This window comes from Methylobacterium sp. 77 (assembly GCF_000372825.1).
Classification (GTDB): domain Bacteria; phylum Pseudomonadota; class Alphaproteobacteria; order Rhizobiales; family Beijerinckiaceae; genus Methylobacterium.
Genome location: NZ_KB910516.1, coordinates 3673629 through 3698498, shown reverse-complemented (window position 1 = coordinate 3698498; position 24870 = coordinate 3673629). Strand labels below are relative to the sequence as shown.

The following is a 24870-nucleotide window of genomic DNA, read 5'->3' as shown; positions in this document are numbered from 1 at the left end:
TGCGGCGAGGCCACACCGCACCGGTTTCTCCGTCTCAGGCCGTCAGGCTGCCGTGGCAGTGCTTGAACTTCTTGCCCGAGCCGCAGGGGCAGGGCTCGTTGCGCCCGACACGGCCCCAGGTGGTCGCGTCGTTCGGATCGCGTTCGATCACGGCGGCATCGGTCGACATCGCCTGGGCGGCGTAGCCGTAAGCCGGCCCGCCACCGCCGTCGCTGCCCGTGCCGCGCCCGGAGAAATCCATCTCGTTCTCGCCCGTGACGGGATCGAGGTGCTGGGCGAACATGGAGGGCAGTTCGGGGCTCGCGAACGGGTTTACCCCTTGCGATTCCGGCTCCTGATACGTGATCTCGATGCGGGCCAGCTGCTGCGTCACCTGCTCGCGCAGGCTGCCGACGAGGCTGTTGAAGAGCTCGAACGCCTCGGACTTGTACTCGTTGAGCGGGTCGCGCTGGGCGAAGCCGCGCCACCCGATCACCTGGCGAAGGTGGTCGAGGGTGACGAGATGCTCGCGCCAGAGATGGTCGAGGGTCTGGAGCAGGACCTGCTTCTCGACATAGGTCATGACCTCGGGCGTGTTCTTCTCGGTGCGGGCGACATAGGCCTCGTCGGAAGCGGTGCGCAGCCGATCGCGCATCTCCTCGTCGGCGATGCCTTCTTCCTTGGCCCAATCCTCTACGGGCACGTCGAGGTTCAGCACCTCGGTGACGCGCAGGCGCAGGCCCTCGATGTCCCACTGCTCGGCATAGGCGTTCTCGGGCACGTGGACCGCGACGAGATCGTCGACGACGCCGTGGCGCATCTCGTCCACGGTGTCGCGCACGCTGTCCTGGCCCATGAAGTCGCGGCGCTGCTCGAACACGACCTTGCGCTGGTCGTTCATGACGTTGTCGTATTTGAGCACGTTCTTGCGCATGTCGAAGTTGCGCGCCTCGACCTTCTGCTGCGCCTTCTCGATCGCCTTGTTGATCCAGGGATGGATGATCGCCTCGCCCTTCTCCAGGCCGAGGCGGGTCAGCATCCCGTCCATGCGGTCGGAGCCGAAGATCCGCATCAGGTCGTCCTGGAGCGACAGGTAGAATTTCGAGCGGCCGGGATCGCCCTGGCGGCCGGAGCGGCCGCGCAGCTGGTTGTCGATGCGCCGCGATTCGTGGCGCTCGGTGCCGATGATGTAGAGGCCGCCGGGGAGGGGCTTCTTGCGACCGGCCTCGATGTCGGCGGGCTCGCCCGAGGCCAGCACCTTGGCGCGGTTCTCCTCGATCTCGGCCTTGATCGCCGTGGTCCTGGCATCGCGCTCGGCGCCTTCGGGAAGGTCGGCGAGCTCCTTTTCCAGGCGCATCTCGAGGTTGCCGCCGAGTTTGATGTCGGTTCCGCGCCCGGCCATGTTGGTGGCGATGGTGATGGCGCCCGGCACGCCGGCCTCGGCCACGATATAGGCCTCCTGCTCGTGGAAGCGGGCGTTCAGCACGGCGAAGGTCTTGGTCACCCGGCCCTCGCGGGCGGCGGCATAGACGTCGGTGAGCGCGTTCAGGTCGGAATAGTCGAGCTGGCGGAAGCCGGCCTTGATGAGCATCTCGGCGAGGTGCTGCGACTTCTCGATGGAGCCGGTGCCGACCAGGATCGGCTGGTGGCGCGCATGCGCCTTCTCGATCTCGGCGATGATGCCGTCGTATTTCTCGCCCACCGTCCGGTAGACCTCATCGTCCTCGTCGACGCGCTCGACCTCCTTGTTGGTCGGGATGTCGACGACTTCGAGCTTGTAGATCTCGGCGAACTCGTCGGCCTCCGTCGAGGCGGTGCCGGTCATGCCGGCGAGGTTGGTGTAGAGGCGGAAGTAGTTCTGGAAGGTGATCGAGGCCAGGGTCTGGTTCTCGGGCTGGATCGTCACCCGCTCCTTGGCCTCGAGCGCCTGATGCAGGCCTTCCGAGTAGCGCCGGCCCTGCATCATGCGGCCGGTGAATTCGTCGATGATCACCACCTCGTCGTTCTTGACGATGTAGTCCTTGTCCAGGGTGAACAGGGTGTGGGCGCGCAGAGCCTGGTTCACGTGGTGGACGAGGCTGACGTTGTGGGCGTCGTAGAGGTCGCCCTCCTTCAGCAGATCCGCGCCGCGCAGCAGGTCTTCGATGAACTCGTTGCCGCTCTCGGTCAGCGAGACCGAGCGCTGCTTCTCGTCGAGGTCGTAATGCTCCTTCTCGAGATGGGGCATCAGCGCGTCGACGGAGACGTAGAGTTCCGAGCGGTCGTCCACCGGACCGGAGATGATGAGCGGGGTGCGCGCCTCGTCGATCAGGATCGAATCGACCTCGTCGACGATCGCGAAATTGTGCCCGCGCTGCGAGAGCTGCGAGAGCTCGTATTTCATGTTGTCGCGCAGGTAATCGAAGCCGAACTCGTTGTTCGTGCCGTAGGTGATGTCGCAGGCATAGGCGTCCCGGCGCTGCTCGTCGTCGAGCCCGTGGACGATGGTGCCGACGGTGAGACCGAGGAAGCGGTAGACCCGGCCCATCCACTCGGCGTCGCGGGAGGCGAGGTAGTCGTTCACGGTGACCACGTGGACGCCGAGACCCGACAGGGCGTTCAGGTAGACCGGCAGCGTCGCCACCAGGGTCTTGCCCTCGCCGGTGCGCATCTCGGCGATGCCGCTCTCGTGGAGCACCATGCCGCCGATGAGCTGCACGTCGAAATGGCGCTGGCCGAGGGCACGCTTGGCCGCCTCGCGCACGGTGGCGAAGGCGGGCACGAGGATGTCGTTGAGGCTCTTGCCGGCCGCGAGCTCGGCTTTCAGCATCACGGTCCGGGCGCGCAGCGCCTCGTCGGACAGGGCCGCGATCTCCGGTTCCAGAGCGTTGATCTCGGCAACGCGCGGGCGATAGCCCTTGACGCGGCGGTCGTTGGACGAGCCGAAAATCTTCTTAGCGAGGGCGCCGAGCATCGTGAACCTGCGGTCGAGATATCTGAAGCGAGATATCGGAAGTGTGTGTTGGGCGGGCTTATAGAGGTAAATATTGCAGGACGCATCCGAAAGGGCAGCGTCGTCATGCGGTCGCGCCGGCCGTTGCCGCAGCGCCTGTCGCGCCGCCCCCATGCGGGAATCGCGAAAGCTTTCGCGTGCGACGACAAAAAGCCCGCGCCTTCCCGGGAAGGGCGGATTGCTCGGACGGGCAAATTGTCTGGACGGACAGGTCGAGAGCGCGCGAATCGGCTCCGGGACGGCGGAACCGGCAGGGTTCAGTTGATTTCGCAGAAGCCTGAGCCCGACCCGACGATACGCTTGTCGGAACACCAGGCGGCGGTCGTGCGGGCTTCCTTCGCCGGAATGGGCGCCGGTGCGGTCACGGGGAGGATCGGCCGCAGGGTCACGGGCCGGTCCGTCGAGGCATCGCCGGCCATGTCCGCCCTGGCGGAGCGGACGGGCAGGGTGGCCCCGATTCCGACACCCAAAGCCGCGGACCTCGTGGAGGCAGGGGACCTCGTGGAGGCAGGGGATCTCGTGAAGGCAGGGGATCTCGTGAAGGCAAGGGATCTCGTGGAAGCGACCGACGGGGCCGGGCGGGAGACATGGACGGATCGTCCGCCGCGGAACCTTGCCTCCGCGGTCGAAACCGTTCCGGACAGTGCCAGGACTGCCGCCGCGATGATGAAACCGGTCCGCATGCCGCTCTCCCTGCGAGCCTTCGTCCACGAGTCGCCGAAGGATAGCCGCGCGGGCTTAAGGCCGCTTTATCGTGATCCGGCGGATTCGTCGCAAACCTCGGCCGAGCTTGCCTTCACCCCTTGCCCGCGCCACCTCTCACCCACAGATCTCCGCGGCGTCCCGCCGCTCGCTGTTGCCACGTCTCAAACCCGGCCGGACAGAGCCTCGACGGCGTGGCACCCTTACTCTTCGAGGAACCCCATCATGACGACGCCTCACCTCCTCCGGCGCTCGGGCGCCGTAGCGCTCGCCCTTGCCCTGCCGCTCGCCTCCGTCGTCCTGCCGCTGCAGGCCCTGGCGCAGACGCCGCCGGCACCGGCTGCGGCCCCCGCGCCGGCCGCCGCTCCGCTGCCGCCCGAGACGGTGGTGGCCAAGGTGAATGGCGCGCCGGTGACCGCGGGTGATCTCGCCATCGCGGCGGAAGACCCGGCCCTGTCGCTGCCCGGCGTCGACGAGGCGCAGAAGAAGAACCTGCTCATCGACTACATGGTCGACCTCAAGGTCGGCGCCCAGGCGGCCGAGGCGGCCAAGGTGGCCGATTCGCCCGAGTTCCAGCGCAAGCTCGCCTATTTCAAGAGCAAGCTCCTCCTCGACGAGTACCTGGAGCGCGAGGCCAAGAAGTCGGTGACGCCGGAGGCCGCCAAGGCGCTCTACGACCAGACCCTCACCACGATGAAGCCGGATGAGGAGGTCCATGCCCGTCACATCCTCGTCGACAACGAGGAAGAGGCGAAGAAGATCTCGGCCCGGATCAAGGGCGGCGAGGATTTCGCGAAGATCGCCGCGGAGACCTCGAAGGATCCCGGCTCCAAGACCGAGGGCGGCGATCTCGGCTGGTTCACCAAGGAGCGCATGGTCGCCCCCTTCGCGGAGGCCGCCTTCAAGCTGCCGATCGGTCAGGTCTCCGACCCGATCAAGACGCAATTCGGCTGGCACGTGATCAAGGTCGAGGAGAAGCGCACCAAGCCGGTGCCCACCTTCGCCGAGATGAAGGACCAGGTCGACCAGTACCTCACCCGCAAATCGCAGCAGGATCTCATCCTGAAACTGCGGGAGAGCGCCAAGATCGAGCGCACGGATGCAGGCGCCGAGCCGAAGAAGCCGTAAAGCGCGAGTTATCGCGGAGGAACTCTTACAAAAGGAGTTCCTCCGGGTTCGAGACGGAAAAGGCCTGCCCCGTCGCCGGGGCAGGCCTTCTTTTGTCCAGCCGGCCGACGCCTGGAAAGCGTCAGGCGATGTACTGGGCGCCGTTGATCGTCAGGGTCGAGCCGGTGATGAAGCCCGAATCCTCGGCGGCGAGGTATTCCACCGCGCGAGCGATTTCCGCGGCTTCGCCGAGACGGCCCACGGGGATCGTCGAGATGATCTTGTTGCGGATGTCCTCAGCCACCGCCATCACCATGTCGGTGGCGATGTAGCCCGGCGCGATCACGTTGACCGTGATGCCCTTCGAGGCGCTTTCCTGGGCCAGCGCCTTGGCGAAGCCGATCACGCCGGCCTTGGCGGCGGAGTAATTGGTCTGGCCGGCCTGGCCCTTCTGGCCGTTGATCGACGAGATCAGGATGATGCGACCGAAGCCGCGGGCGCGCATGCCCTCGATGACGGGGCGGGTGCAGGTGAACATCGAGTCGAGGTTGGTCTTGATGACCGCCTGCCACTTCTCGAAGGTCATCTTGTGGAAGGCACCGTCACGGGTGATGCCGGCATTGTTGACGAGGATGTCGATGGGGCCGAGTTCGGCCTCGACGGCCTTGATGCCGGCCTCGCAGGCGGCGGCGTCACCGACGTCGAACTTGAAGACCGGAATGCCGGTCTCGGCCTTGAAAGCGTTGGCCGCCTCGTCGTTGCCGCCGTAATTGGCGGCCACCTTGTAGCCCTTGGCCTTGAGGCCCGTCGAGATCGCGGCACCGATGCCGCGTGTTCCGCCCGTGACGAGGGCAACGCGTTCCTGAGCCATGGCTTCCTCCGATTTTCTTGAATGCTTGATTGTTCGTAGGGTGCAATTTCTTGCACGTTCGCAGTGCGAGAGGGCTTAGCCCACTCGGGCCTTCTCGCCCATTCCATATAAATTTGCTGCGCCCTCAAGAATTATCCCAGAGAGTTTCCCAAGGTTTTGTCAGGGGCGCAGCAAATTATACTGTATTCAATCGCGGCTGATCAGACGCGCTCGACGCAGAGGGCGACGCCCATGCCGCCGCCGATGCACAGGGTCGCGAGGCCACGCTTGGCATCGCGGCGCTTCAGCTCGTGCAGCAGGGTGACGAGGACGCGGGCACCCGACGCGCCGATCGGGTGGCCGATGGCGATGGCGCCGCCATTGACGTTCACCTTGTCGGTGTCCCAGCCCATGTCCTTGTTCACGGCGAGCGCCTGGGCGGCGAAGGCCTCGTTGGCCTCGATCAGATCGAGGTCGGACGGCTTCCAGCCGGCCTTCTCGAGCGCCTTGCGGGAGGCTGGGATCGGGCCGGTGCCCATCACCTTCGGATCGACGCCGGCGGTGGCCCAGGACACGATCCGGGCGAGCGGGGTGATGCCCCGGCGCTCGGCCTCGGAGGCCGACATCAGCACGAGGGCGGCGGCGCCGTCGTTGAGGCCCGACGCGTTGGCGGCCGTCACGGTACCGTCCTTGGAGAAGGCTGGCTTGAGCTTGGCCATCGCCTCGACGGTGGCGCCGTCACGGATGTACTCGTCGGTGTCGACGATGGTGTCGCCCTTGCGGCCCGAGACGGTGACGGGGACGATCTCGTCCTTGAAACGGCCTTCCTTGCGGGCGGCCTCAGCCTTGTTCTGGGACTTGACGGCGAACTCGTCCTGCTGCTCGCGCGTCAGCTGGAACGCCTGGGCCACGTTCTCGGCGGTCGTGCCCATGTGGTAGCCGTTGAAGGCATCCCACAGGCCGTCCTTGATCATGGTGTCGACGAGCTTCACGTCGCCCATCTTCTGGCCGCCGCGCAGGTACTGCGCATGGGGGGAGAGCGACATCGATTCCTGGCCGCCGGCCACGATCACGGTGGCGTCGCCGTTGGCGATCTGCTGCATGCCGAGCGCGACGGTGCGCAGGCCCGAGCCGCAGACCTGGTTGACGCCCCAGGCCGTCGCCTTCTCGGGGATGCCGGCCTTGATGGCGGCCTGGCGGGCGGGGTTCTGGCCGGCGCCGGCGGTGAGGACCTGTCCGAAAATCACCTCGTCGACGTCGTCCGGGGAGACGCCGGCACGATCCAGGGCGGCCTTGATCGCCACGGCGCCGAGCTCATGGGCGGGGACGGTGTTGAAGACGCCTCCGAACGATCCCACTGCGGTGCGCGCTGCGCCCACGATGACGATGTCTTCCGCTGCCATTGACGTTCTCCTCATTCGGCCTGCGCGACGTTGAAGCCCTCCGATGGGCATGCGCGCTTGAGGCCAACTGAAGCGATGAAAGCGTTGGGCAGGGTGAAGTCAAGCGCGCCGGGAAGGGAGGTGAGTGACCTGCCGATGTTTGTCACCGAGGGGCCTGCGCGGCGTGTGGCACTATTCTGCGGGGATCCGGGTCGAATTGCTGTTTTCGTCAGCGGGCGAAAGCCTTAAGGTCCGCCCACGCGCGGATACGAATGATACCCGGACGGCGCATCGGGCCTCGAAGGGATTGGGCGCTGGAATGAATGTGTCGGGAAAGGCCACGAGGATGGCGGAGAACGGTAAGTCCCAGCAGACCGTCATCAAGAAGTACGCGAACCGGCGGCTGTATCATACGGGAACCTCGACCTACGTCACGCTCGAGGATCTCTCGACCATGGTGCAGAACGGGGAGGACTTCCTCGTCTATGATGCGCGCTCGGGCGACGACATCACCCGCTCCGTGCTGACTCAGATCATCTTCGAGCAGGAGAACAAGGCCGGCGAGGACAACCTTCTGCCGGTGGCCTTCCTGCGCCAGCTCATCCGTTTCTACGGCGACAGCATGCGGACGATGGTGCCGAGCTTCCTCGAATTCTCGATGGCCAATTTCGCCCGCGACCAGGACGGCCTGCGCGAGAAGATGAACCAGAGTTTCGCCCCCACGGTGTTCCAGAGCGCCATGGAGGAGCAGGTGCGGGCCAATATGAGCTTCTTCGGCGATGCCATGAAGATGTTCACGACCTTCGGCACCGGGCCGCTCTCGGGCATGAAGACCTCCGCATCGACGCCGACGCAGCCGACGTCGGTCACTGCGGCATCCGCGCCCTCGTCGGACAGCGACCTCGACGAGCTGAAGCGGCAGATGGCGGAGATGCGCAACCGCCTGGAAGATCTCGCCAAGAAGTAGGCTCGGTTCGGCTGAGCGTCCCGAGAAAGTGTTGACGAACCGTTAACGACGGCCCAACCCTTGCGCCTTCCCTGCCGATCGCAGGCAGAGAGGCGCGCATGGCACGAACCGGCACGGATGGTTGTCCGGAAACGGCACCGACGGGTCCCGCAGGGGATCACGATGCGACGCGGACGCTCGTGGTCATCGACGGGAGCGAGCCGGTCGGCCGCAAGGCGGGCCTCGCCTACGGCAGGCCGAGAGCCGAATTCCTGACCCAGCTCATGGTCAGTTCGGACCCGGCGATGCGCGCATCCCGCGCGGAGCGCATGCGCTCGGCCACGGCGCGCTACGCCGAGACGCCGTTGGCCGTGACGAATCGGCGGCGCGCCTGATCCACCACGGCATAGAACGACAAAAACCGCCCGAAGGCGGTTCTCATCGGACATCGCATCATCCCGGCTCTCCGCCGGGACGCTCACGACGAGAGAAGCTCAGGCCTCGGCCGACTTCACCTTGAGGACCTGGCGACCACGGTACATGCCGGTCTTCAGATCGATGTGGTGGGGACGACGCAGCTCGCCCGAATCCTTGTCGGCGACATAGGTCGGGGCCTTGAGGGCGTCGGCGGACCGGCGCATGCCGCGCCGCGAGGGGGAGGTCTTTCGCTTCGGAACGGCCATGGGGTAGTCCTGCTACGGCAAAAAGGATGCTCGGGCGCCACCCCGCGAGAGAGGAGGCAACCTCGGCACCGTGTTCAAACGGAGATTCGATGGCGGGTGTATAGCTGCACAACCGCCGTCTGGCTAGAGCCGTCGGAGGCGAGGCGACAGATACGAGCCTCCGCCCGGCGGTTCCGCCCCTTCCGCCTGACGGCGCTTGCGTCCAGGCCGCGCTCGCGAGCCTGTGATGGGCCGTTAAGCGCCGGTTCAACCGCCACGCCCTAACTCCGAATGCGGTGACGCTTCAACGAAGACGGCGCCGCCGCATTTCGGGAGATTGTCATGACCCCATCTCGCATGTCCACATCCCTGTTGCGCACCCTGGCGGTGCTCGCCTGCCTCGGGGCCGCTCCCGCCCTGGCGCAGACGCCGAGCCCCGCGACCCCCACCCCATCGACCACCGTGCCGAAGGCGCCGATGGCCCCCGCCGCGCCGGCCAAGCCCTCGATGGACAAACCGACCGCCCCCACGGCGGCCGCCCCTGTCGCGCCGGCGGCCAAGACCGATCTCATCGACCTCAACAGCGCCTCGCCCGCCGAGCTCGAGGTGCTTCCCGGCATCGGAGCCGCGCGTTCGGCCGCGATCGTCAAGGGCCGCCCCTACCGCGGCAAGGATCAGCTCGTGTCGAAGAAGATCCTCACCCAGGGCGTCTATGACGGGATCAAGGACAAGGTGATCGCCAAGCAGAAGTAGTCTCGCCGCTTGAACGACCCGGCACCGATCCCGGCGCCGGGTTGTTCGCCGAGGGGCACGGTGTTACGCGGCGCGAGACCTTGGTCTCCCGCCAGAAGACATAAGCCCCGATGCCTCCCCAGCCCATCATCCGCATCCATCGCGGCGATCTCCCGGCCGATTACGTGCCGGGGGCGGCCATCGCCATCGATACCGAAACGCTGGGTCTCAATCCGCACCGGGACAGGCTCTGCGTCGTCCAGATCTCGCGTGGCGACGGCAGCGCCGACGTCGTGCAGATCCTGCCCGGCTCCGCTCCGCCAGCCGTGCTCAAGCGAGTCCTGGGCGATCCGGCGGTGACGAAGATTTTCCATTTCGCCCGGTTCGACTTGGCGGTGCTGTTCAAAGCCTTCGGCGTGATGCCGGCGCCGGTCTACTGCACCAAGGTCGCCTCCAAGCTCGCCCGCACCTACACCGACCGGCACGGCCTCAAGGACGTGGTCCGCGAACTCGTCGGCGTCGACCTGTCGAAGCAGCAGCAATCCTCGGATTGGGGCGCCGACAGCTTGAGTCAGGCGCAGGTGGAATACGCAGCCTCCGACGTGCTGCATCTCCATGCGGCACGTACCCGGCTCGATGCGATGCTGGCCCGCGAGGGCCGCACCGACCTTGCGCGGAGCTGTTTCGACTTCCTGCCGACCCGATCCCTTCTCGATCTCGAGGGCTGGGCGGAGACGGACATCTTCGCCCACACCTGAACGTCCGGCCTCACCGAACTCGGTCGGCGAGATCGGTGGCACCCGCCGTGGCGCCTTCGCAAAGCCGGTCCACGTCGAACCGCGACGGTGCGCCGCCGCACATCGGTTGTATCGCTCCGGCCCGGGCCGGTTGATGATTCCTCAATGCTCCGCTCATAAGGTCTTGGCACGGCCACAACTTCGCCATCGGCCGCGCGCATCCGGCGCTGGACCATGGCTGTCGCCGTTTCGCGCGGCCCAGCACATGATTTGCAGGAACTGCCATGTTGCTGGACATGGCATCCACGTCGGATCGATCAGGCGGAGCGGCTCGGATCATCACCATGCACGGGGTCGACGCCATCCACGCAACCGGGACGACGGCATCGGGAGTCGATGCGCGCCGTCATCGCGCCCATACGCGAGCCCGCAGCCACAGCACGCAGGTGCGCTACCTGCGCCGTCTCATCCCCCTCGCGGCCGGCGCAGCGATCGTCGCCCTTGCCGTGGGGACGCTGTTCAACCCTTTCGGCACCGTTCTGCCCGCCGTCACCATGGGGCCCGTCACCCTGTCGGGAACCAAGGTGAAGATGGAAAACCCGCGCCTGTCCGGTTTCAGGAAGGGCGACCGGGGCTACGAAGTCATCGCCACCGCCGCTTTCCAGGACGTGCGCAAGCCGACGCTGATCGAACTCCAGGCCATGAAGGGCCATCTCGTCACCGACGATTCGGGGGGACTCGCCCATATGGAGGCCGCCGCCGGCCTGTTCGATTCGGCGCGCGAGACCCTGTCGCTCGAACGCGACATCAAGTTATGGACCGATAAGGGCGAAGACGTCCGCCTCCAGACCGCCGCCATCGATTTCAAGGCCGGGACCGTGAAATCCGATCAGGCCGTGGCCGTCACCCTGCCCACCGGGACGGTCGTGTCCGACAGTCTCGACATGGTCGATAACGGCCGGGTCATCTCCTTCATCGGCAACGTCCATGCGCTGTTCCACGGGTCGGACAAGGCTGAGAGCCAGGCCGCATCCGAGATCAAGCCCGACGTGAAGTCGCCGCGCATCCTCACCTCCGCCGCCGAACCGCAGGACGGGGAGGATCGCCGGTGATCCGTTCCACGCTGTTCTCCACCCTCGCTGTCTTCGGCATCCTGGCGGCAGGCGGCGCGGTCGCGCAGACCGCGTCCGGCACGGCACCGGCAGCGGCGAAGGCGAGCAAGCCCGTCGCTCCCGGTGGGACTTTCGGCGCGAGCGGCGGCAAGGAGCCGGTGAAGATCGACGCGGATCGGCTCGATGTGTTCGACCGCGAGAACAAAGCGATCTTTGCCGGAAACGTCGTGGCCGTACAGGGCGACAGCACCATCCGCTGCTCGACGATGACGGTCCATTACAAGCGCGGCAAGGACGCCAAGCCGGGTGCGCCCGCTCCCGCCGCCGATGCCCCCGCCAAATCACCCGGCGGCATGGCCGAGAACGGCATCCAAAAGGTGGAATGCGCCGGCCCCGTGACCGTGGTGCAGAACGACCAGGTCGCCACCGGCGACAACGCCGTGTTCGACCAGGAGGCCAAGCGCATCGTGCTCACCGGCAATGTCGTGCTGAGCCAGTGCCAGAACGTCACGCGCGGCAGCCGCCTCGTCTACGACATGAACACCGGACGGGCGAACATGGACCCTGTGCCCGGCGGGCGCGTCTCGGCGATGATCGTGCCGCAGCAGAAGGACGATGCGCCGAAAGGGGGCGCCAAAGGCTGTGCCCAGCCGGCCGGCGTCGCGGCAAAGCCCGCGCCGAAACCCTCCGAGGCCAATGCGGACAAGCCCGCCGCGAAGCCGAGAGCGCAGGCCAATTGACCGCCGCTCTGCCGGTGTCGCCCTCGACGCCAGACCCGATCAGCCCGCGCATCTCCAGAGCCGCCCCTCTCAGCGCCGCTCGCGCGCCGTCCCTCCTGTCGCGCCTCTTCGGCCGCGGCAGGAAGGGAGCCGCCGTCGGCGAGGCCGGATTGTCGGGGAATGGCGGCGGACCGGGCATCCTTCACGTGGAGGGCCTGCGCAAGAGCTACGGCGCGCGCACCGTGGTGCACGAAGCCGGCCTCACCGTCCGCAACGGCGAAGCCGTGGGGCTGCTCGGCCCCAACGGCGCGGGCAAGACCACGATCTTCTACATGATCACCGGTCTCGTCTCTGCCGACCGAGGCTCGATCAGTCTCGATGGCCTGCCGATCACCCATCTGCCGATGTATCAGCGCGCCCGCCTCGGCATCGGCTACCTGCCGCAGGAAGCATCGATCTTCCGCGGCCTGTCGGTGGAGGACAATATCCGCGCCGTGCTCGAAGTGGTCGAGCCGGACCGCAAGGAGCGTGAGCGCAAGCTCGATTCGCTCCTCGAGGAATTCGATATCGCGCGCCTGCGCAAAGCGCCGTCGATCGCGCTTTCGGGCGGCGAGCGCCGCCGCTGCGAGATCGCCCGGGCGCTGGCGACCTCGCCGAGCTTCATGCTTCTCGACGAACCCTTCGCCGGTATCGACCCGATCGCGGTCGGCGACATCCAGGATCTGGTGAAGCACCTCAAGCAACGCGGCATCGGCGTGCTGATCACCGATCACAACGTGCGCGAGACGCTGGGCCTGATCGACCGGGCCTACATCGCCCATTCCGGCCGCATCCTCACGGAAGGCACGCCGGACGAGATCGTCGCCAACGAGGATGCGCGGCGGCTCTATCTCGGCGAGGATTTTCGCCTCTGAGCCATCGGCGCGAGCCGGTGTAGAGCCCTATCCGCAGACCATGTTTCCCGTCGTAGGACCCGAGCCTTTGGATTGCCCGTCTTCGGCAATCCGGAAGTGGCCGAGCTTGCGGTTGGAAGACCGGCCTTGTCCCGCCTTGTCCACTGCCTCATTTGGCGGCAAACTTCATGCCTCGCACGTTCTGCATGCGTTTTGTGCATGTCGGTTCGCGAATCTACGGCGCCTGGCGCTCAGTAGAAAAACGTTTCCTGTTTAAAATGAGATGGTTGCCAAGCACCGACGCGAGCCGGTCGTGTCGACGTCCGGTGCGGGCGATGTTGCGGCGCGGCACGGCCATGGCGATCGCCCACATCGCGCTTTGACGTGGGCGCGAGATGGCGATAGACATGTGATAAGAGAAAAAGAAGCAATATTCATGCCGGCCGACGTCGGGCTTCCGTGCGGTCGTCCGGTTGGGCTCACCTGAAGGCGTCGGGGCGACACCATGAGTTTGCTGCAGCGGCTAGAAATGCGCCAGGGCCAAGCCCTGGTGATGACGCCACAGCTTCTTCAGGCAATCAAGCTCCTTCAGCTCTCCCAACTCGACCTTGCCGCCTACGTGGATGCCGAACTCGAGCGCAACCCGCTTCTCGAGCGGATCGAGGGCGAGCCCGACGGCGAACGCGGGGTCGCGGAGGCGGCGCCGGAAGCGTCGGGCGATGGAGATGGCGACTTCGAATCCGGCGAGCCGGATAACTGGATGTCGACCGAGCTCACGGCCAGCAGCGCCGAGATGGAGAGCGTCCTCGACACGCGGCTCGACAACGTCTTCTCCGACGAGAATCCCACCCATGCCCGCGAGGCGGCATCGGGCGACATGCTCTCCCTGACGCCGGCGCCCTACGGCAATACCGGCGGCAGCTTCGACGGCGAGGCGCCCGATTTCGAGGCGACCCTGACCTCCGAGGTCTCCCTGCGCGAGCATCTCAGCGCGCAGCTCGACCTGGCGACCCGCGATCCGACCGACCGGCTGATCGCCGGCTTCCTCATCGATGCCGTGGACGATGCCGGCTACATGCGCGAATCCATCGACGCGGTGGCCGAGCGCCTCGGCGCCGGCCTCGATTCGGTGGCGCGGGTCCTCAAGCTGATCCAGACCTTCGATCCGCCGGGCATCGCCGCCCGCGACCTCGCCGAGTGCCTGAGCCTGCAGCTGCGCGAGCGCGACAGGTTCGATCCGGCGATGCAGGCGCTGGTCTCGCGCCTCGACCTCGTGGCAAAGCGCGATTTCCCGAGCCTTCGCCGTCTCTGCGGCGTCGACGACGAGGATCTCGTCGACATGCTGGCCGAACTGCGCCGGCTCGACCCCAAACCCGGCCGGGCCTTCGGCTCGCGCGCCGTCGAAGTGCTGATCCCCGACGTGTTCGTGCGTGCGGCCTCCGACGGGTCCTGGCTCGTGGAGCTCAACGCCGAGGCGCTGCCGCGGGTGCTGGTGAACCAAAGCTACTACGCCCGCGTCTCCCGCGGCGCCTCGGCCGATGGCGACAAGGCGTTCCTGTCCGAATGCCTCCAGACCGCCAACTGGCTGACCCGGAGCCTGGAGCAGCGGGCGCGCACCATTCTCAAGGTCGCCTCCGAAATCGTGCGCCAGCAGGACGCGTTCTTCGTGAACGGGGTCGCCCATCTGCGTCCTCTCAACCTCAAGACCGTGGCCGAGGCGATCGGCATGCACGAATCCACGGTCTCGCGGGTCACCTCCAACAAGTCGATCGGCACGAGCCGGGGCACGCTGGAGATGAAGTACTTCTTCACCGCCGCCATTCCGGGTGCTGCCGGCACCGCCTCGCATTCCTCCGAGGCCGTGCGCCACCGGATCAAGCAGCTCGTCGACGGCGAAGCGGCGAGCGCCGTGCTCTCCGACGATGCCCTGGTTCAGCGCCTGCGCGACGAGGGCATCGACATCGCCCGGCGCACGGTGGCGAAGTACCGGGAATCCTTGCGCATCCCATCCTCGATCGAGCGCCGCCGCGAGCATTTCGCCTACGCGCGCTGAGGTTTTCGCCGATCCGGCCTCGCCCATCGCGGCTCTCGGCCGCCCAGCGACAATCCGCGTCCGGTGGCTCTAAGCCGGCGTCCGATTCCGTTGACTTCTCCCCCCGAGGCTCCTTTACTCGCCTGCCGAAAGTCGAAAAAACCGGAGGATACATGGGGTCATTGCGTGTCACAGGCCATGGCCTGGACCTCGGCGAAGCCCTTCGCGGGCGTGTCGAAGAGCGAATGGCCGGAACCTTGTCGAAATATCTCGACAGCCACATGAACGGCACCTGCTCCGGCCATGTGACGCTTCGGCGGGACGGAACGGCCTACCGCACGGATTGCGTGCTCCACCTCGTCTCGGGCCTCACCCTCGAAGCCTCCGGTGCTTCGCACGACCCGCATTCGAGCTTCGAGCAGACCGCCGACAAGCTCGAGAAGCGCTTGAAGCGTTACAAGCATCGCCTCAAGGATCATGGCGCGGCCCTTCATGAGGGGGCGACGGTCCAAGCGGCTTATGCGGTGTTCCAGTCCCCGAGCGAGTTGGACGGGGACGATTACGATGAGGATGCGGACCAGGAAGACGAAGCGCACCCTCCCGTGGTGGCCGAGAGCACCAAGGCGCTGAAGCGTCATTCGGTGAGCGAGGCCGTGACCGCCCTCGATCTCACCGGCGCCCCGGTGATCGTGTTCGTTCACGCTGGCACCGGGCGCATCAACGTCGTATACCGCCGCAGTGACGGAGCGATCGGTTGGGTCGACCCGCCGGACGCAGCGGCCTGATGCATCGGCCCGGAGGGGGAATTCTCTCTTCGGAATTGGCCGATCCAAAGTGCTGCGCCCGACCGCCGCAAGGCTGTTTGCCGACCATCGGCCGTTTCGCGATGCGTGGGAACCACGCATCCGGAGCGTTATTTTAAATGAGCGGCGTCCGTTTGGCCGTCGCCGATGGGGCGACAGTCCTTCCATGCCAGTTCTGGAATTCCTCAGTCCGGATTCCGTGGTGACCTCTCTGCGCGCGCGCGCAAAGAAGCAGATCCTCCAGGAATTGAGCGCCCATGCGGTGCGTCAACTGCCTGCGCTCGACGAGCGCGAGGTGTTCGAGACCCTGCTCCAGCGTGAGCGCCTGGGTTCCACCGGCATCGGCGACGGTGTCGCGATCCCTCATGGCAAGCTTCCGGGCCTCGACCGGCTGTTCGGCCTGGTCGCCCGCCTTGAGCGCCCGGTGGATTTCGAGTCGCTGGATGGCCAGCCGATCGATATCGCCTTCCTTCTCCTCGCCCCGGAAGGGGCAGGGGCCGAGCACCTCAAGGCGCTCGCCCAGGTCGCGCGGCTCCTGCGCGAGCCGGGCGTCCTCGACCGCATCCGCGCGGCGAGAGATGCCAATGCGCTCTACGCTCTCCTGACCCAGACGACGAAATCGGAAGCGGCATGATCCGTCTCCATGCAAAGGGCGAACGGGCGCTGACGGCGGCCGCGGTCGCAGGGCTCACCCTATGGGTCGTCCCCGCCCGGGCCGATGTCGCCTGCGCCCGCGACGTGCTCGTCGCCAACTCGATGCAGCGACAGGCCATCGACCAGCTCGAACAGGCCGAGGGCGACGATGCCAATCGCTGCCGCGTCTGGCGCCGGCACGTGGAGACCATGCGCAGGGTGGCCAGTGTCTATGGCCGCTGCCTCTCGGGAGCGGAGCGCGGCGAGAAGCTCAACGAGGTGCAGAGTTCCGAGAAGGACTTCTCGGGTCTCGTCCGCACCCGCTGCCGCGGCCTCTGAGAGCCGTCGCACACAGGCCTTTGGTGCCCCTCGATTGACTTGAGGCCGGGGCGCGGGCTGTCCTCCGCTCACGCGCCATGCTCTTCGCCCGCCTCTCCGACGACCTGTTCAAGCCGCTGGCGTCTCCGAGCCGGGCCTTCAACGCGGCCCTGCTGCTGCACCTGCATGCGCGCGTCTTTGCCGAGACCACCGAGCCGCTGCGCAAGAGCGAGGTGCTCGCCTCCATCGGCGATTTCTCGGCCGACTGGTCCCAGGGCGAGATCGCCGACGACGAGGCGACGCCGGCCGATCCGATCGAGCGCCGCTCGGCGGTCTACCGGCGCCTCCTCGATGCCGGTTGGCTGGTGGAGCGGCGCGAGCGCTACGTGCCGGTGGTGGATTTCGACCCCGATGCCCGCCACGTCGTCGAAGAACTCGCGCGCATCGACCGGGGCGAGACCCGATCCTATGGCGGCGCGGTGCTCGAAGTTTTGGGCAGCCTGGAGAGCGCCGTCGCCAACCCGGCCGAGCGTTCCGAGGCCCTGGTCAACGCGGCCAAGGCGTCTCGTGCCTTCCTCGGCCACTTGCGCAGCCTCGCCGGCTCCATGCGCAAGATCGAGGAGCGCATCCTTCGCGAAGAGGACCAGGGCACCGCGTTCCGGCTCTATTTCGAGGAGTTCGTGGCGCGCCATCTCGTCAGTGATTATCGCACGCTTCACACCCGCCTGAACCCGTTCCGCTTCCGCTCCGGCATCGTCCGCGAGGCGGGCCGCGCGTTGCGCGACGACCTCACCATCCGGGCGCTCGCCGAAGCGGGACTGCGCGAGGGGAGGGCCGCCGACCTCACTTTGGCCGAGCGGGCGGTGCGGGGCGATCTCGCCGAGATCCTGTCGATCTTCGAGGGCATCGACCGCCATCTCGACAGCGTGGCCGACATCGTCGCCCGGCTGGAGCGCCGGATCGCGGCCGCTCTCCGCTACATGGACCATCGCGATTCCGACCGGATCGAGCGCACGGCGGCGGCGCTACGGGCGGTGGGGGCCGCGGAATGGTCGGATGCTGCGCCCCCCGCGCAGGTCTCCCTGCTACGCCCGCCCATCGGCGAGCCGCATGTCTATACCCCCCGGATGAGGCGGGCGGCGATCCTGTCCGAGCCGCTGCCGGAGATCCGCCTCGACCCGGCGATCGAGGCCTTCATCCTGGCCAAGGACGCCTTCCGTCAGCGGGTGATGGTGACGCCGGAGCGGGTCATCGCCTTCGTCGAACGCAAACTCGGGGCGAGCCCCGCCATCCGCGGCTCCGAGATCACCGTGGCGGATGTAGACGAGTTCGTGGTGTTTCAGCGCCTGCGCGAGATCGACGTCCTGTTCGACGGTCTGCTCAATGCCCGCTACCGCCTGTCGCGGGTGGAGGGCCGCGTCTCCAACGGCTGGCTCGACTGTCCGGATTTCCTGGTGGAGCGGTCGCGCCCGGCTCCCCAGCCGATCCCGCGGCGACAGGGCGCCAGGCTTGCGGGCACCGAGCGAGGATCGTCGAGGTGACGGCCCGCGCAGGCTCGATCGGATCTCGAGACGCGAGATCGCGTTCTCTCACATCGTGATCTGAAACGCGATTGGCTCGATTGCGCTGCACAATCTTCGGGATGGCCACGGCGCGATCACAAGAGTGTTCATGCCCTTGGCAGGAGCGCGAAGTCGGATCATTCTCTTGCCATACCCGTATAAAGCGGGAGCTGAGAGGATGCTCACCCATGAATTCCGGCAAATGCTTGATCAAGTCCGCCTGGATCGCCGTCGAGGTTGGCAAAGAGCGGACGGAGCGCGTCCTCGTCGTCGAGACCTACATCGCCGTCAGCCCGCTGGAGCGGAATTTCGATGCCGCCCGCTACGGCAAGGTGGTGGAGGAGGTGCAGCGGGTGCTCTCCGAGAATCCGTCCATCGACCGCGCCTCGATCCTCAGCATGCACCGCGACACGGAATGCCTGTCGCTGTTCAAGGCCTCCTCCGCCAAACCCACTCCCGCCAAGGCGGCGTGAGGGAGCGGATTTTGTGTCGGGGCCGCGATCCGGCTAACGAGGCGGGATGACGGGGCACCGTGTCCCGTTCGACCGGACCGGATCCTCCCTATGATCGAGGCCTTCCGCGCCATCGTCGATGGTGACGAACCGCCGCCTCCGGGCGCACGCGCGCCGTCCGAGGATGACCTGACCCGCGCGTTGCAGGTCGTCTTGAAGAGCCAGTGCCTTTACGCCGACACGCCCGGCATCGGCCGGTCCTACGACATTGCCCGGCACTACGCGCCCTTCTTCAAGAGCTACTTCGCCTGCCTCGGCTACGGGTTCGAGGTCTCGCCCCGCGATCAGATGGTGTTCCTGCGCGTGCCGGCCGACGGCGTGCGCCACGATGGGCAGGCCGAGCGCCTGCGCAAGGACGAGACCCTGGTGCTGCTCGCGCTTCGACTCGCCTATGAAGAGGGGCTCCGCGACCATCGCGTCACCACCGACGGCGTGGTGGAATGCACCACCGACGACATCGCCGAATCGATCCGCACCGCCGCGCGCAGCGAAGCACCGGAAGAAGCCCGCCTCACGGAGATCCTGCGTTTCTTCGCCCGCAGAGGCGGCCTACGTCTCGGCGAGCGCGACAAGGTCGAGAAGATCACGCCCCTGATGGTGCTGCCCGGAATCGCCGTGCTGTCGCCCGATGCCTGGATGGAGCAGGTCCGCGCCTGGGCCTCGGCACGCATGGAGGACGAAGTCTGAGACCCGGTCGACGGGCGCCCTCGGACCCCATGGTTAAGATTTCACATGAAACACGGGCGGCGCACGGCTCAACCCTCGACCGTCATTCGCTCACCCAGAAAATCCAGCATGCTGCGCAGGCGCGGCGACAGGCGTTCGCTGCCGGCATAGAGCGCATGGATATCCTCGGCATCGCCCGGGTTGAACGATTCGAGCAGAGGTTCGAGCCTGCCTGAGGCGAGGTCTGCGCCCACATGGAAGCGGGCAAGCCGGGCGATACCGCCGTCGCCGATCGCCATGATGCGGACGATCTCTCCCGAGTTGCCGTAGAAATTGCCGGTGATCGGCCGCTGGACCACCGCGCCGTCCACCCGGAACGGCCACGAATCGAGCGAGCGGCGGAAGCTGAAATTGAGGCATCTGTGCCGCTCCAGTTCCGCCGGATGGTCGGGAGATCCATGCTCCGCCAGATAGCCGGGGCTCGCCACGACGACCATCCGGCTCGAGCCCAGGCGCTTCGCCCGCAGGCGCGTGTCCCGTAACGGACCGATCCGGATGGCGATATCGGCTCGCGCCTCGACGAGATCGACCACTTCATCGGTCAGGGTGAGATCGATGGTGATCCGAGGGAAGTCCGCGAGATAGGCCGGCAGCATCGGCACCAGAACATGCATTCCGAACGGGACCGACGCATTCACCCGCAGGATGCCGCTCGGTTCGGCCGAGCCGCGATCGAGGCTGCCCTCAATGGCATCGACCTCGGCCAGAACATCGCCGGCGCGGAGCAGATAGGTCTCGCCTTCCTGCGTGAGGCGAAGCGAGCGAGTGGTGCGCACGATCAGGCGCGTACCCACGCGCGCCTCGATCCGTGCCACCGCCCGGCTCACCGCCGAGGGCGTCTGTCGCAGGGCCCTGGCGGCCGCGGCGAAGCTCCCGGTCCGGGCCACCTGCACGAAAACCTCCATCTCGCCGAGACGATTGTCCACCGACGGCTCCATTCGTGATTTCGATGCACGACCATCGTGCCTGGTCGCGTCCTTCTCATCAATGGTCCTCGGGCGCACCTGTGGTCCATGGACAGGCGCGGCATCCGCGCTGCAACGGAGGATCGACCCATGGATTTGAAGCTCGCGGACAAGATCGCCCTCGTCACCGGCTCGACGGCGGGAATCGGCCTGTCCATCGCCAAGGCCCTGGCCGGCGAAGGCGCGGAGGTGGTGATCACCGGTCGCTCGCAGGCCAAGCTCGATGAGGCCGCATCCCTCGTCAGGGCGGTGCCCGGTGCCGGTGTGGTCCGCGCCGTACTGGCCGATGCGGCGAGCGAGGAGGGAGCGGCGATCCTTGCCCGCGAGGTTCCGCATGTGGACGTGCTGGTGAACAACCTCGGCATCTACGAATCCAAGGCCTTCGCGGACATCTCGGACGACGATTGGCGCCGGCTCTTCGACGTGAACGTGGTCGGAGGCGCCCGCCTCGCCCGGACCTATTTCCAGCCGATGATCGAGCGCGACTGGGGGCGCATCATCTTCATCTCCAGCGAATCGGGTCTGCTGCCGCCGCCCGACATGATGCATTACGCCGTGACGAAATCGGCCCAGCTCGCCATCGCGCGGGGCCTCGCCCAGCTGGCCAAGGGGACCGGCGTCACCGTGAACTCCGTCTTGCCCGGACCGACCCGCTCGGAGGGCATCGTCGACTTCCTGAGAAGCGTCGCATCCGATCCCACGGCCTCGCCGCAGGCGATGGAGGAGGAGTTCTTCCGGGTGCATCGGCCGCTCTCGCTGATCCAGCGCATGATCGAGCCCGAGGAAGTCGCCTCGATGGTGGCCTATCTGGCCAGTCCCCTCTCGGCCGCCACCAACGGCGCCGCCCTGCGCGCGGAAGGCGGCATCGTCCCCACCATTGCGTGAGGGGATGCCAGGTAAGGACTTGCCGCGCGAGTTGGCGGCAGTGGATCGAGCCGCCGACTTGCATCATCGGCCGGTGGCGTTCATGCCGGGCTTCGCCATACTCCCTCTGGAGCCCCCTGCCCGGTGTATCGCCTCACCGACATCGTCCTCTCCAACTGGTACCTGATCCGGCGCGAGCAGATCCGGATCCGGGGGGCGGCTGCCTTGGTCGGGCCGACGGGGGCGGGAAAGTCGACGATCTTCGATGCCGTGGGCACCGTCCTCGCCGGCAACAACGCGAGCCGCCTCGCCCTGAACGCCTCCGCCTCCGGTCGCAGCGCCCGCACGGTGCGCGATTACTGTCTCGGCTGGATCAGCGACCCCGCCGAGGGCGGGCGCCCGACCCGCGAGGCCTGCGAGACCCTGATCGTCCTGGTCTTCGAGAACGAGACCACCGGCCGCGTGGTGTCGGTGGGCCTCGCCATGGCGGCCCGCGCCGAGGATAGCCGCGAGACCACGCTGTCACGCTTCATCGCGGTCGGACACCGGTTCGAGATCGCCGATTACGTCCGCGAGACCGCCGAGGGCAGCTACGTCGCGCCCTGGCCGGAGATCGCCAAGGATCTGCGCGTTCAGGCCGACCGGTTCGAGGAATTCCGCGCCTCCGGAGAGCGCTTCACCGCCGAGGTGCTGGCGCTGATGCGCGAGGGCGCGCCGAGCCCGGAGCCGCGCCATTTCCTGCGGACCTTCTCCAACGCCGTGGCGTTCAAGCCGATCTTCGATTCCTCCGCCTTCGTGCGCTCCTTCGTGCTCGAGCCGGAGCCCCTGGACGTGGCCCGCATCCGCCAGTCGGTGGAGAACTGGCGCCGGCTCCTGGAGACGATCGAGGAACTGGAGCGCCGGCTCTCCCATCTCGGCCGCATCCTCAAGCGCTACGAGACCTGGGCGCAGGCCAGCCTCTCCGCCGCCCTGGACGAGCTGCGTGCGGCCGGCGCCGACCTGCGTCGCCGCATCCTCGATGTCACCCAGGCGCGGTCCCGGCTCGTCGAGACGGCCGAGCGCCTGCGCATCGCCCGCGAGAGCGTGAGCACCAGCCAGGGCTTCGTGCGCGAGATCGACGGCGAGATCGCGGGTAAGAAGGCGATGCTCGCCGGAAGTCAGGGGGAAGGGCGGCTCGCCGCCTCCAATGCCGGCCTCGCCATGCTGGCGCGCGACAAGCGCGACCTCTCCACCCGCGTCGCCGATCTCGTCGGGATGGTCCAGGAGGCGGGTAAGCTCAACGTCGTCTTCGCCGAGATCCAGCGCATCGACAGGGAGGCGGCGCGTGTCGTGGCCTCGTGCTCGCGCTCCGGCCTGCGCCGTGACGCGCCGCCCGAGGAATCGCTCCGCTCCGACGGTCCCCTGGGCGGACTTCTCGCGGCACTGGCCTCGCTCTCCGACATCGCCACTCCGCTCGACACCGCCGCCGAGGACATGGCCCTGCGCGCCCGCGCCCAGGAGAAGGAAGCGCAGGCCCTCTCGGCCGAGGTCGGGACCGGGCGTGCGAGCGGCGCGCGCCTCTCCTCCGACACGGCCGGGTTCCGCGACGAACTCGCCCGCCTCGGGATCGACGCGACGCCGATCTGCGAGCTCGCCGAGATCACCGACCCGAAATGGGGGGCGGCCCTGGAAGGCCTGCTCGGCGGTGCTCGCGAGGCACTCGTGGTCGAGCCGGACCGGCTGAACGAGGCCTTCGCCCATCTCGAAGTCCGCAAGAGCCAGTTCTACCGCTGCCTGCTGGTCAAGACGACGGATACCGCGCGGCGACGGGGCGGGCGCGACGACGAGGGGCCGATCTCGCTGATCGAGACGCGCGATCCCCATGCCCAGGCCTTCCTCGCCGCCCGGCTCGGCGGCTACGATCTCGCCCCCAACGACGCGGCCCTGGCTCATATGAGCCGTGCCGTGGCGCCGAGCGGCCGCTCGACCTCCGGCATGGCCTATTCCGTGGTACGGCCTGTCCAGCTGATGATGACCCGCGGCAGCCGCGGGCCCACCGCCGAGAGCCGCCAGAACCTGGAACACGCGGTGACCGAAGCGCGGCGCCTGCGCGGCGAGGCCGGCGTCTTGCGCGAGGCCGCCCGGATCGCCGCGATCCTGCGGGGCCGCCTCGCCGAGGCGAATCTCGACATCGCCTCCCTGCGCGAGGAGGCCGATGCCATGGAGGGCCGGCGGCGCAGCCTCACCACCGAGCGCGAGGCGGTGGAGAAGGCCGATACCGGCGCACTGGAAGCCGAGATCAAGGAGCTCGCCAAGGAGCGCTCGGCCTATCTCACCGAACTGGTCCAGGTGCTGGAGCCCAAGCGCGACGCGCTTCTCGGCGAGGAAGCGGGGCTGAAGGCGAAGGTCTCCACCTCGCGCGAGGCCATGCGCGGCGCGCTCCAGGCGAGGCGCAGCGCGCATGCGCGCTGGGTCGCGGGGGATTCCGTCCGCATCCGCCTGGTGCGGCCGGACGGGTTCGACCCGAGAGCGGTCGCCAAGGCGCGGGCCGATGCGGCGGGCCTCGATGCGAAGGAGTTGGCGGCCCTCGCCAATGCCGCACGCGGTGCCGCCCGCGAGGCGATGGAGACCGCGCGCACCCAAGGTCGGGCCGCCGAGCGCGATCTCGCCGAGTATTGCGTGCAGTGGCGCATCGAGAACCCGCTCGGCAATGGCGATGCGCCGGCCTCGTTCGGCTATTCCTGGGTCGCCCGCGCCCATGAGGAGGTAGCGGGCCATGAGTTGCGGCGCTACCGCGATCAGGCCGTGCGGGCCGAGGGCGAGATGCGGCGGCTCATGACCGAGGATCTGCTGACGCGCCTCGCCGACAAGTTCGAGCGGGTCCGCGCCCGGCTGGATGCCCTGAACGAGCGGCTCTCGACCCAGACCTTCACCGGCCAGACCTATGCCTTCGAGGCCACGGTCGACCGCCGCTACGCCGCCGTTCACGCCCTCGCCACCGAAGTCGCGCGCTCGGCCGACGCGGCGCAGGCGATTCTGCCGGGCGGGATCTCGTCGGGCGGGATTTTGCCGGAGAAGGCCGGTGAGGCGTCGTCCGGCCCGCTCGCGGCCGCGATCGAGGAGATCACCGCCCTGATCGACGGAGACGAGAGCGCGGCGCGGCTCGCCGATTACCGCAATTACTTCGTCTACGAGATCGGCATGCGCGACACGGCGGGCAACCGCACCACGATGTCGAACCGGGCCCTGCGCGGATCGGGCGGCGAGGCGCAGGCGCCGTTCTACGTCGCCATCGCGGCCTCGCTGGCCTCGGCCTATTATCCCGGTGACAGGCCCGGCGACGAGAATCCCGGCCTCGGCCTCTGCCTCCTCGACGAGGCCTTCTCGAAGCTCGACGTGCGCAACTCCCAGGCCCTGGTCGACCTCTATCAGGCCTGGGGGCTCCAGCTTCTCATCGCCGCGCCGGAGGACAAGCGCACGACGCTCACCGAGGTGATGGACACCATCGTCACCGTCTACAAAAGCCCGGACCTGACCTCCGTGAGGATCGAGGCCGAGCATCCGCTGGAGACGGCCAAGCGCGCGCTCGCCGCCATCAACCCGGAACGCATCGGCATCGCCGGCTTCCAGGTCTCCGACGCAGCGGAGTGAGCCCTCTCCCCT

Annotated in this window: 23 protein-coding genes; 17 read left to right on the top strand and 6 right to left on the bottom strand. The window is 67.4% G+C overall.

Going from position 1 to position 24870, the window contains the following annotated elements; all coding sequences use genetic code 11:
* Positions 1 to 34: 34 nt before the first annotated feature.
* Positions 35 to 2932, bottom strand: coding sequence for a preprotein translocase subunit SecA (gene secA / locus A3OK_RS0117550; protein WP_019906195.1), 2898 nt, complete (start codon positions 2930 to 2932; stop codon positions 35 to 37).
* A 296-nt stretch (positions 2933 to 3228) separates the two neighbouring features.
* Positions 3229 to 3441 (bottom strand): hypothetical protein, encoded by a 213-nt coding sequence (locus A3OK_RS0117545; RefSeq protein WP_019906194.1) that lies wholly within the window; start codon positions 3439 to 3441, stop codon positions 3229 to 3231.
* Positions 3442 to 3898: 457 nt separating this feature from the next.
* Between A3OK_RS0117545 and A3OK_RS0117540 the strand changes: the two genes are divergently transcribed.
* The gene (locus A3OK_RS0117540) at positions 3899 to 4801 is read left to right on the top strand and encodes a peptidylprolyl isomerase (protein ID WP_019906193.1); all 903 of its coding nucleotides are present in this window, start codon (positions 3899 to 3901) and stop codon (positions 4799 to 4801) included.
* A gap of 121 nt (positions 4802 to 4922) precedes the next feature.
* Here the strand turns inward: A3OK_RS0117540 and phbB are convergent, their stop codons facing one another.
* On the bottom strand, positions 4923 to 5651 hold the full coding sequence (phbB, locus tag A3OK_RS0117535; RefSeq protein ID WP_019906192.1) for an acetoacetyl-CoA reductase: 729 nt from the start codon (positions 5649 to 5651) through the stop codon (positions 4923 to 4925).
* Between the two features lie 200 nt (positions 5652 to 5851).
* The gene (locus A3OK_RS0117530) at positions 5852 to 7033 is read right to left on the bottom strand and encodes an acetyl-CoA C-acetyltransferase (RefSeq protein WP_019906191.1); all 1182 of its coding nucleotides are present in this window, start codon (positions 7031 to 7033) and stop codon (positions 5852 to 5854) included.
* 325 nt (positions 7034 to 7358) lie between these two features.
* On the opposite strand from A3OK_RS0117530, the gene phaR reads away from it, so the two are divergent.
* Positions 7359 to 7979: a polyhydroxyalkanoate synthesis repressor PhaR gene (gene phaR, locus A3OK_RS0117525; protein WP_026597377.1), complete on the top strand. Its 621-nt coding sequence runs from the start codon at positions 7359 to 7361 to the stop codon at positions 7977 to 7979.
* Between the two features lie 98 nt (positions 7980 to 8077).
* On the top strand, positions 8078 to 8353 hold the full coding sequence (locus tag A3OK_RS23040; protein WP_026597376.1) for a hypothetical protein: 276 nt from the start codon (positions 8078 to 8080) through the stop codon (positions 8351 to 8353).
* 99 nt (positions 8354 to 8452) lie between these two features.
* Here A3OK_RS23040 and rpmF read toward each other — a convergent pair whose 3' ends face one another.
* Positions 8453 to 8641 (bottom strand): 50S ribosomal protein L32, encoded by a 189-nt coding sequence (gene rpmF, locus A3OK_RS0117515; protein WP_018046018.1) that lies wholly within the window; start codon positions 8639 to 8641, stop codon positions 8453 to 8455.
* A 336-nt stretch (positions 8642 to 8977) separates the two neighbouring features.
* On the opposite strand from rpmF, the gene A3OK_RS0117510 reads away from it, so the two are divergent.
* The 12 genes from A3OK_RS0117510 (at position 8978) to A3OK_RS0117455 (ending at position 19360) form a co-directional block, all read left to right on the top strand.
* Entirely contained in the window at positions 8978 to 9373 is a 396-nt protein-coding gene (locus tag A3OK_RS0117510; protein WP_019906188.1) for a helix-hairpin-helix domain-containing protein, read from the top strand.
* Positions 9374 to 9483: 110 nt separating this feature from the next.
* Positions 9484 to 10110, top strand: a complete 627-nt coding sequence (locus A3OK_RS0117505; protein WP_019906187.1) for a ribonuclease D — start codon at positions 9484 to 9486, stop codon at positions 10108 to 10110.
* Positions 10111 to 10433: 323 nt separating this feature from the next.
* A complete protein-coding gene (locus A3OK_RS0117500) occupies positions 10434 to 11201 on the top strand; it encodes a lipopolysaccharide-assembly, LptC-related protein (protein WP_051093036.1) in 768 nt (255 codons plus the stop codon).
* Positions 11201 to 11941: an LptA/OstA family protein gene (locus tag A3OK_RS0117495; RefSeq protein ID WP_051093035.1), complete on the top strand. Its 741-nt coding sequence runs from the start codon at positions 11201 to 11203 to the stop codon at positions 11939 to 11941. The genes A3OK_RS0117500 and A3OK_RS0117495 overlap by 1 nt, the downstream gene beginning before the upstream one ends.
* Positions 11942 to 11979: 38 nt before the next feature.
* A complete protein-coding gene (lptB, locus tag A3OK_RS0117490) occupies positions 11980 to 12834 on the top strand; it encodes an LPS export ABC transporter ATP-binding protein (protein ID WP_026597373.1) in 855 nt (284 codons plus the stop codon).
* A gap of 484 nt (positions 12835 to 13318) precedes the next feature.
* On the top strand, positions 13319 to 14866 hold the full coding sequence (gene rpoN, locus A3OK_RS0117485; protein ID WP_026597372.1) for an RNA polymerase factor sigma-54: 1548 nt from the start codon (positions 13319 to 13321) through the stop codon (positions 14864 to 14866).
* Between the two features lie 152 nt (positions 14867 to 15018).
* On the top strand, positions 15019 to 15630 hold the full coding sequence (gene raiA / locus A3OK_RS0117480; protein WP_026597371.1) for a ribosome-associated translation inhibitor RaiA: 612 nt from the start codon (positions 15019 to 15021) through the stop codon (positions 15628 to 15630).
* 184 nt (positions 15631 to 15814) lie between these two features.
* On the top strand, positions 15815 to 16282 hold the full coding sequence (gene ptsN / locus A3OK_RS0117475; protein WP_019906181.1) for a PTS IIA-like nitrogen regulatory protein PtsN: 468 nt from the start codon (positions 15815 to 15817) through the stop codon (positions 16280 to 16282).
* Positions 16279 to 16620, top strand: a complete 342-nt coding sequence (locus A3OK_RS0117470) for a hypothetical protein (RefSeq protein ID WP_019906180.1) — start codon at positions 16279 to 16281, stop codon at positions 16618 to 16620. Before ptsN ends, A3OK_RS0117470 begins: the two co-directional genes overlap by 4 nt.
* 77 nt (positions 16621 to 16697) lie before the next feature.
* Positions 16698 to 18140 carry a Wadjet anti-phage system protein JetA family protein gene (locus tag A3OK_RS0117465; protein WP_019906179.1) on the top strand — a complete coding sequence of 481 codons (1443 nt, stop codon included), beginning with the start codon at positions 16698 to 16700 and terminating at the stop codon, positions 18138 to 18140.
* Between the two features lie 209 nt (positions 18141 to 18349).
* Complete coding sequence (locus A3OK_RS0117460; protein WP_019906178.1) at positions 18350 to 18634, top strand: hypothetical protein; 285 nt, start codon at positions 18350 to 18352, stop codon at positions 18632 to 18634.
* 90 nt (positions 18635 to 18724) lie between these two features.
* Positions 18725 to 19360, top strand: a complete 636-nt coding sequence (locus A3OK_RS0117455) for a DUF4194 domain-containing protein (protein ID WP_019906177.1) — start codon at positions 18725 to 18727, stop codon at positions 19358 to 19360.
* Positions 19361 to 19428: 68 nt separating this feature from the next.
* Here the strand turns inward: A3OK_RS0117455 and A3OK_RS0117450 are convergent, their stop codons facing one another.
* A complete protein-coding gene (locus tag A3OK_RS0117450; protein ID WP_026597370.1) occupies positions 19429 to 20325 on the bottom strand; it encodes a LysR family transcriptional regulator in 897 nt (298 codons plus the stop codon).
* A 129-nt stretch (positions 20326 to 20454) separates the two neighbouring features.
* On the opposite strand from A3OK_RS0117450, the gene A3OK_RS0117445 reads away from it, so the two are divergent.
* The gene (locus tag A3OK_RS0117445) at positions 20455 to 21249 is read left to right on the top strand and encodes an SDR family oxidoreductase (RefSeq protein ID WP_019906175.1); all 795 of its coding nucleotides are present in this window, start codon (positions 20455 to 20457) and stop codon (positions 21247 to 21249) included.
* 123 nt (positions 21250 to 21372) lie between these two features.
* Entirely contained in the window at positions 21373 to 24858 is a 3486-nt protein-coding gene (locus tag A3OK_RS0117440) for an SbcC/MukB-like Walker B domain-containing protein (protein WP_019906174.1), read from the top strand.
* The last annotated feature ends 12 nt before the right edge of the window (positions 24859 to 24870 follow it).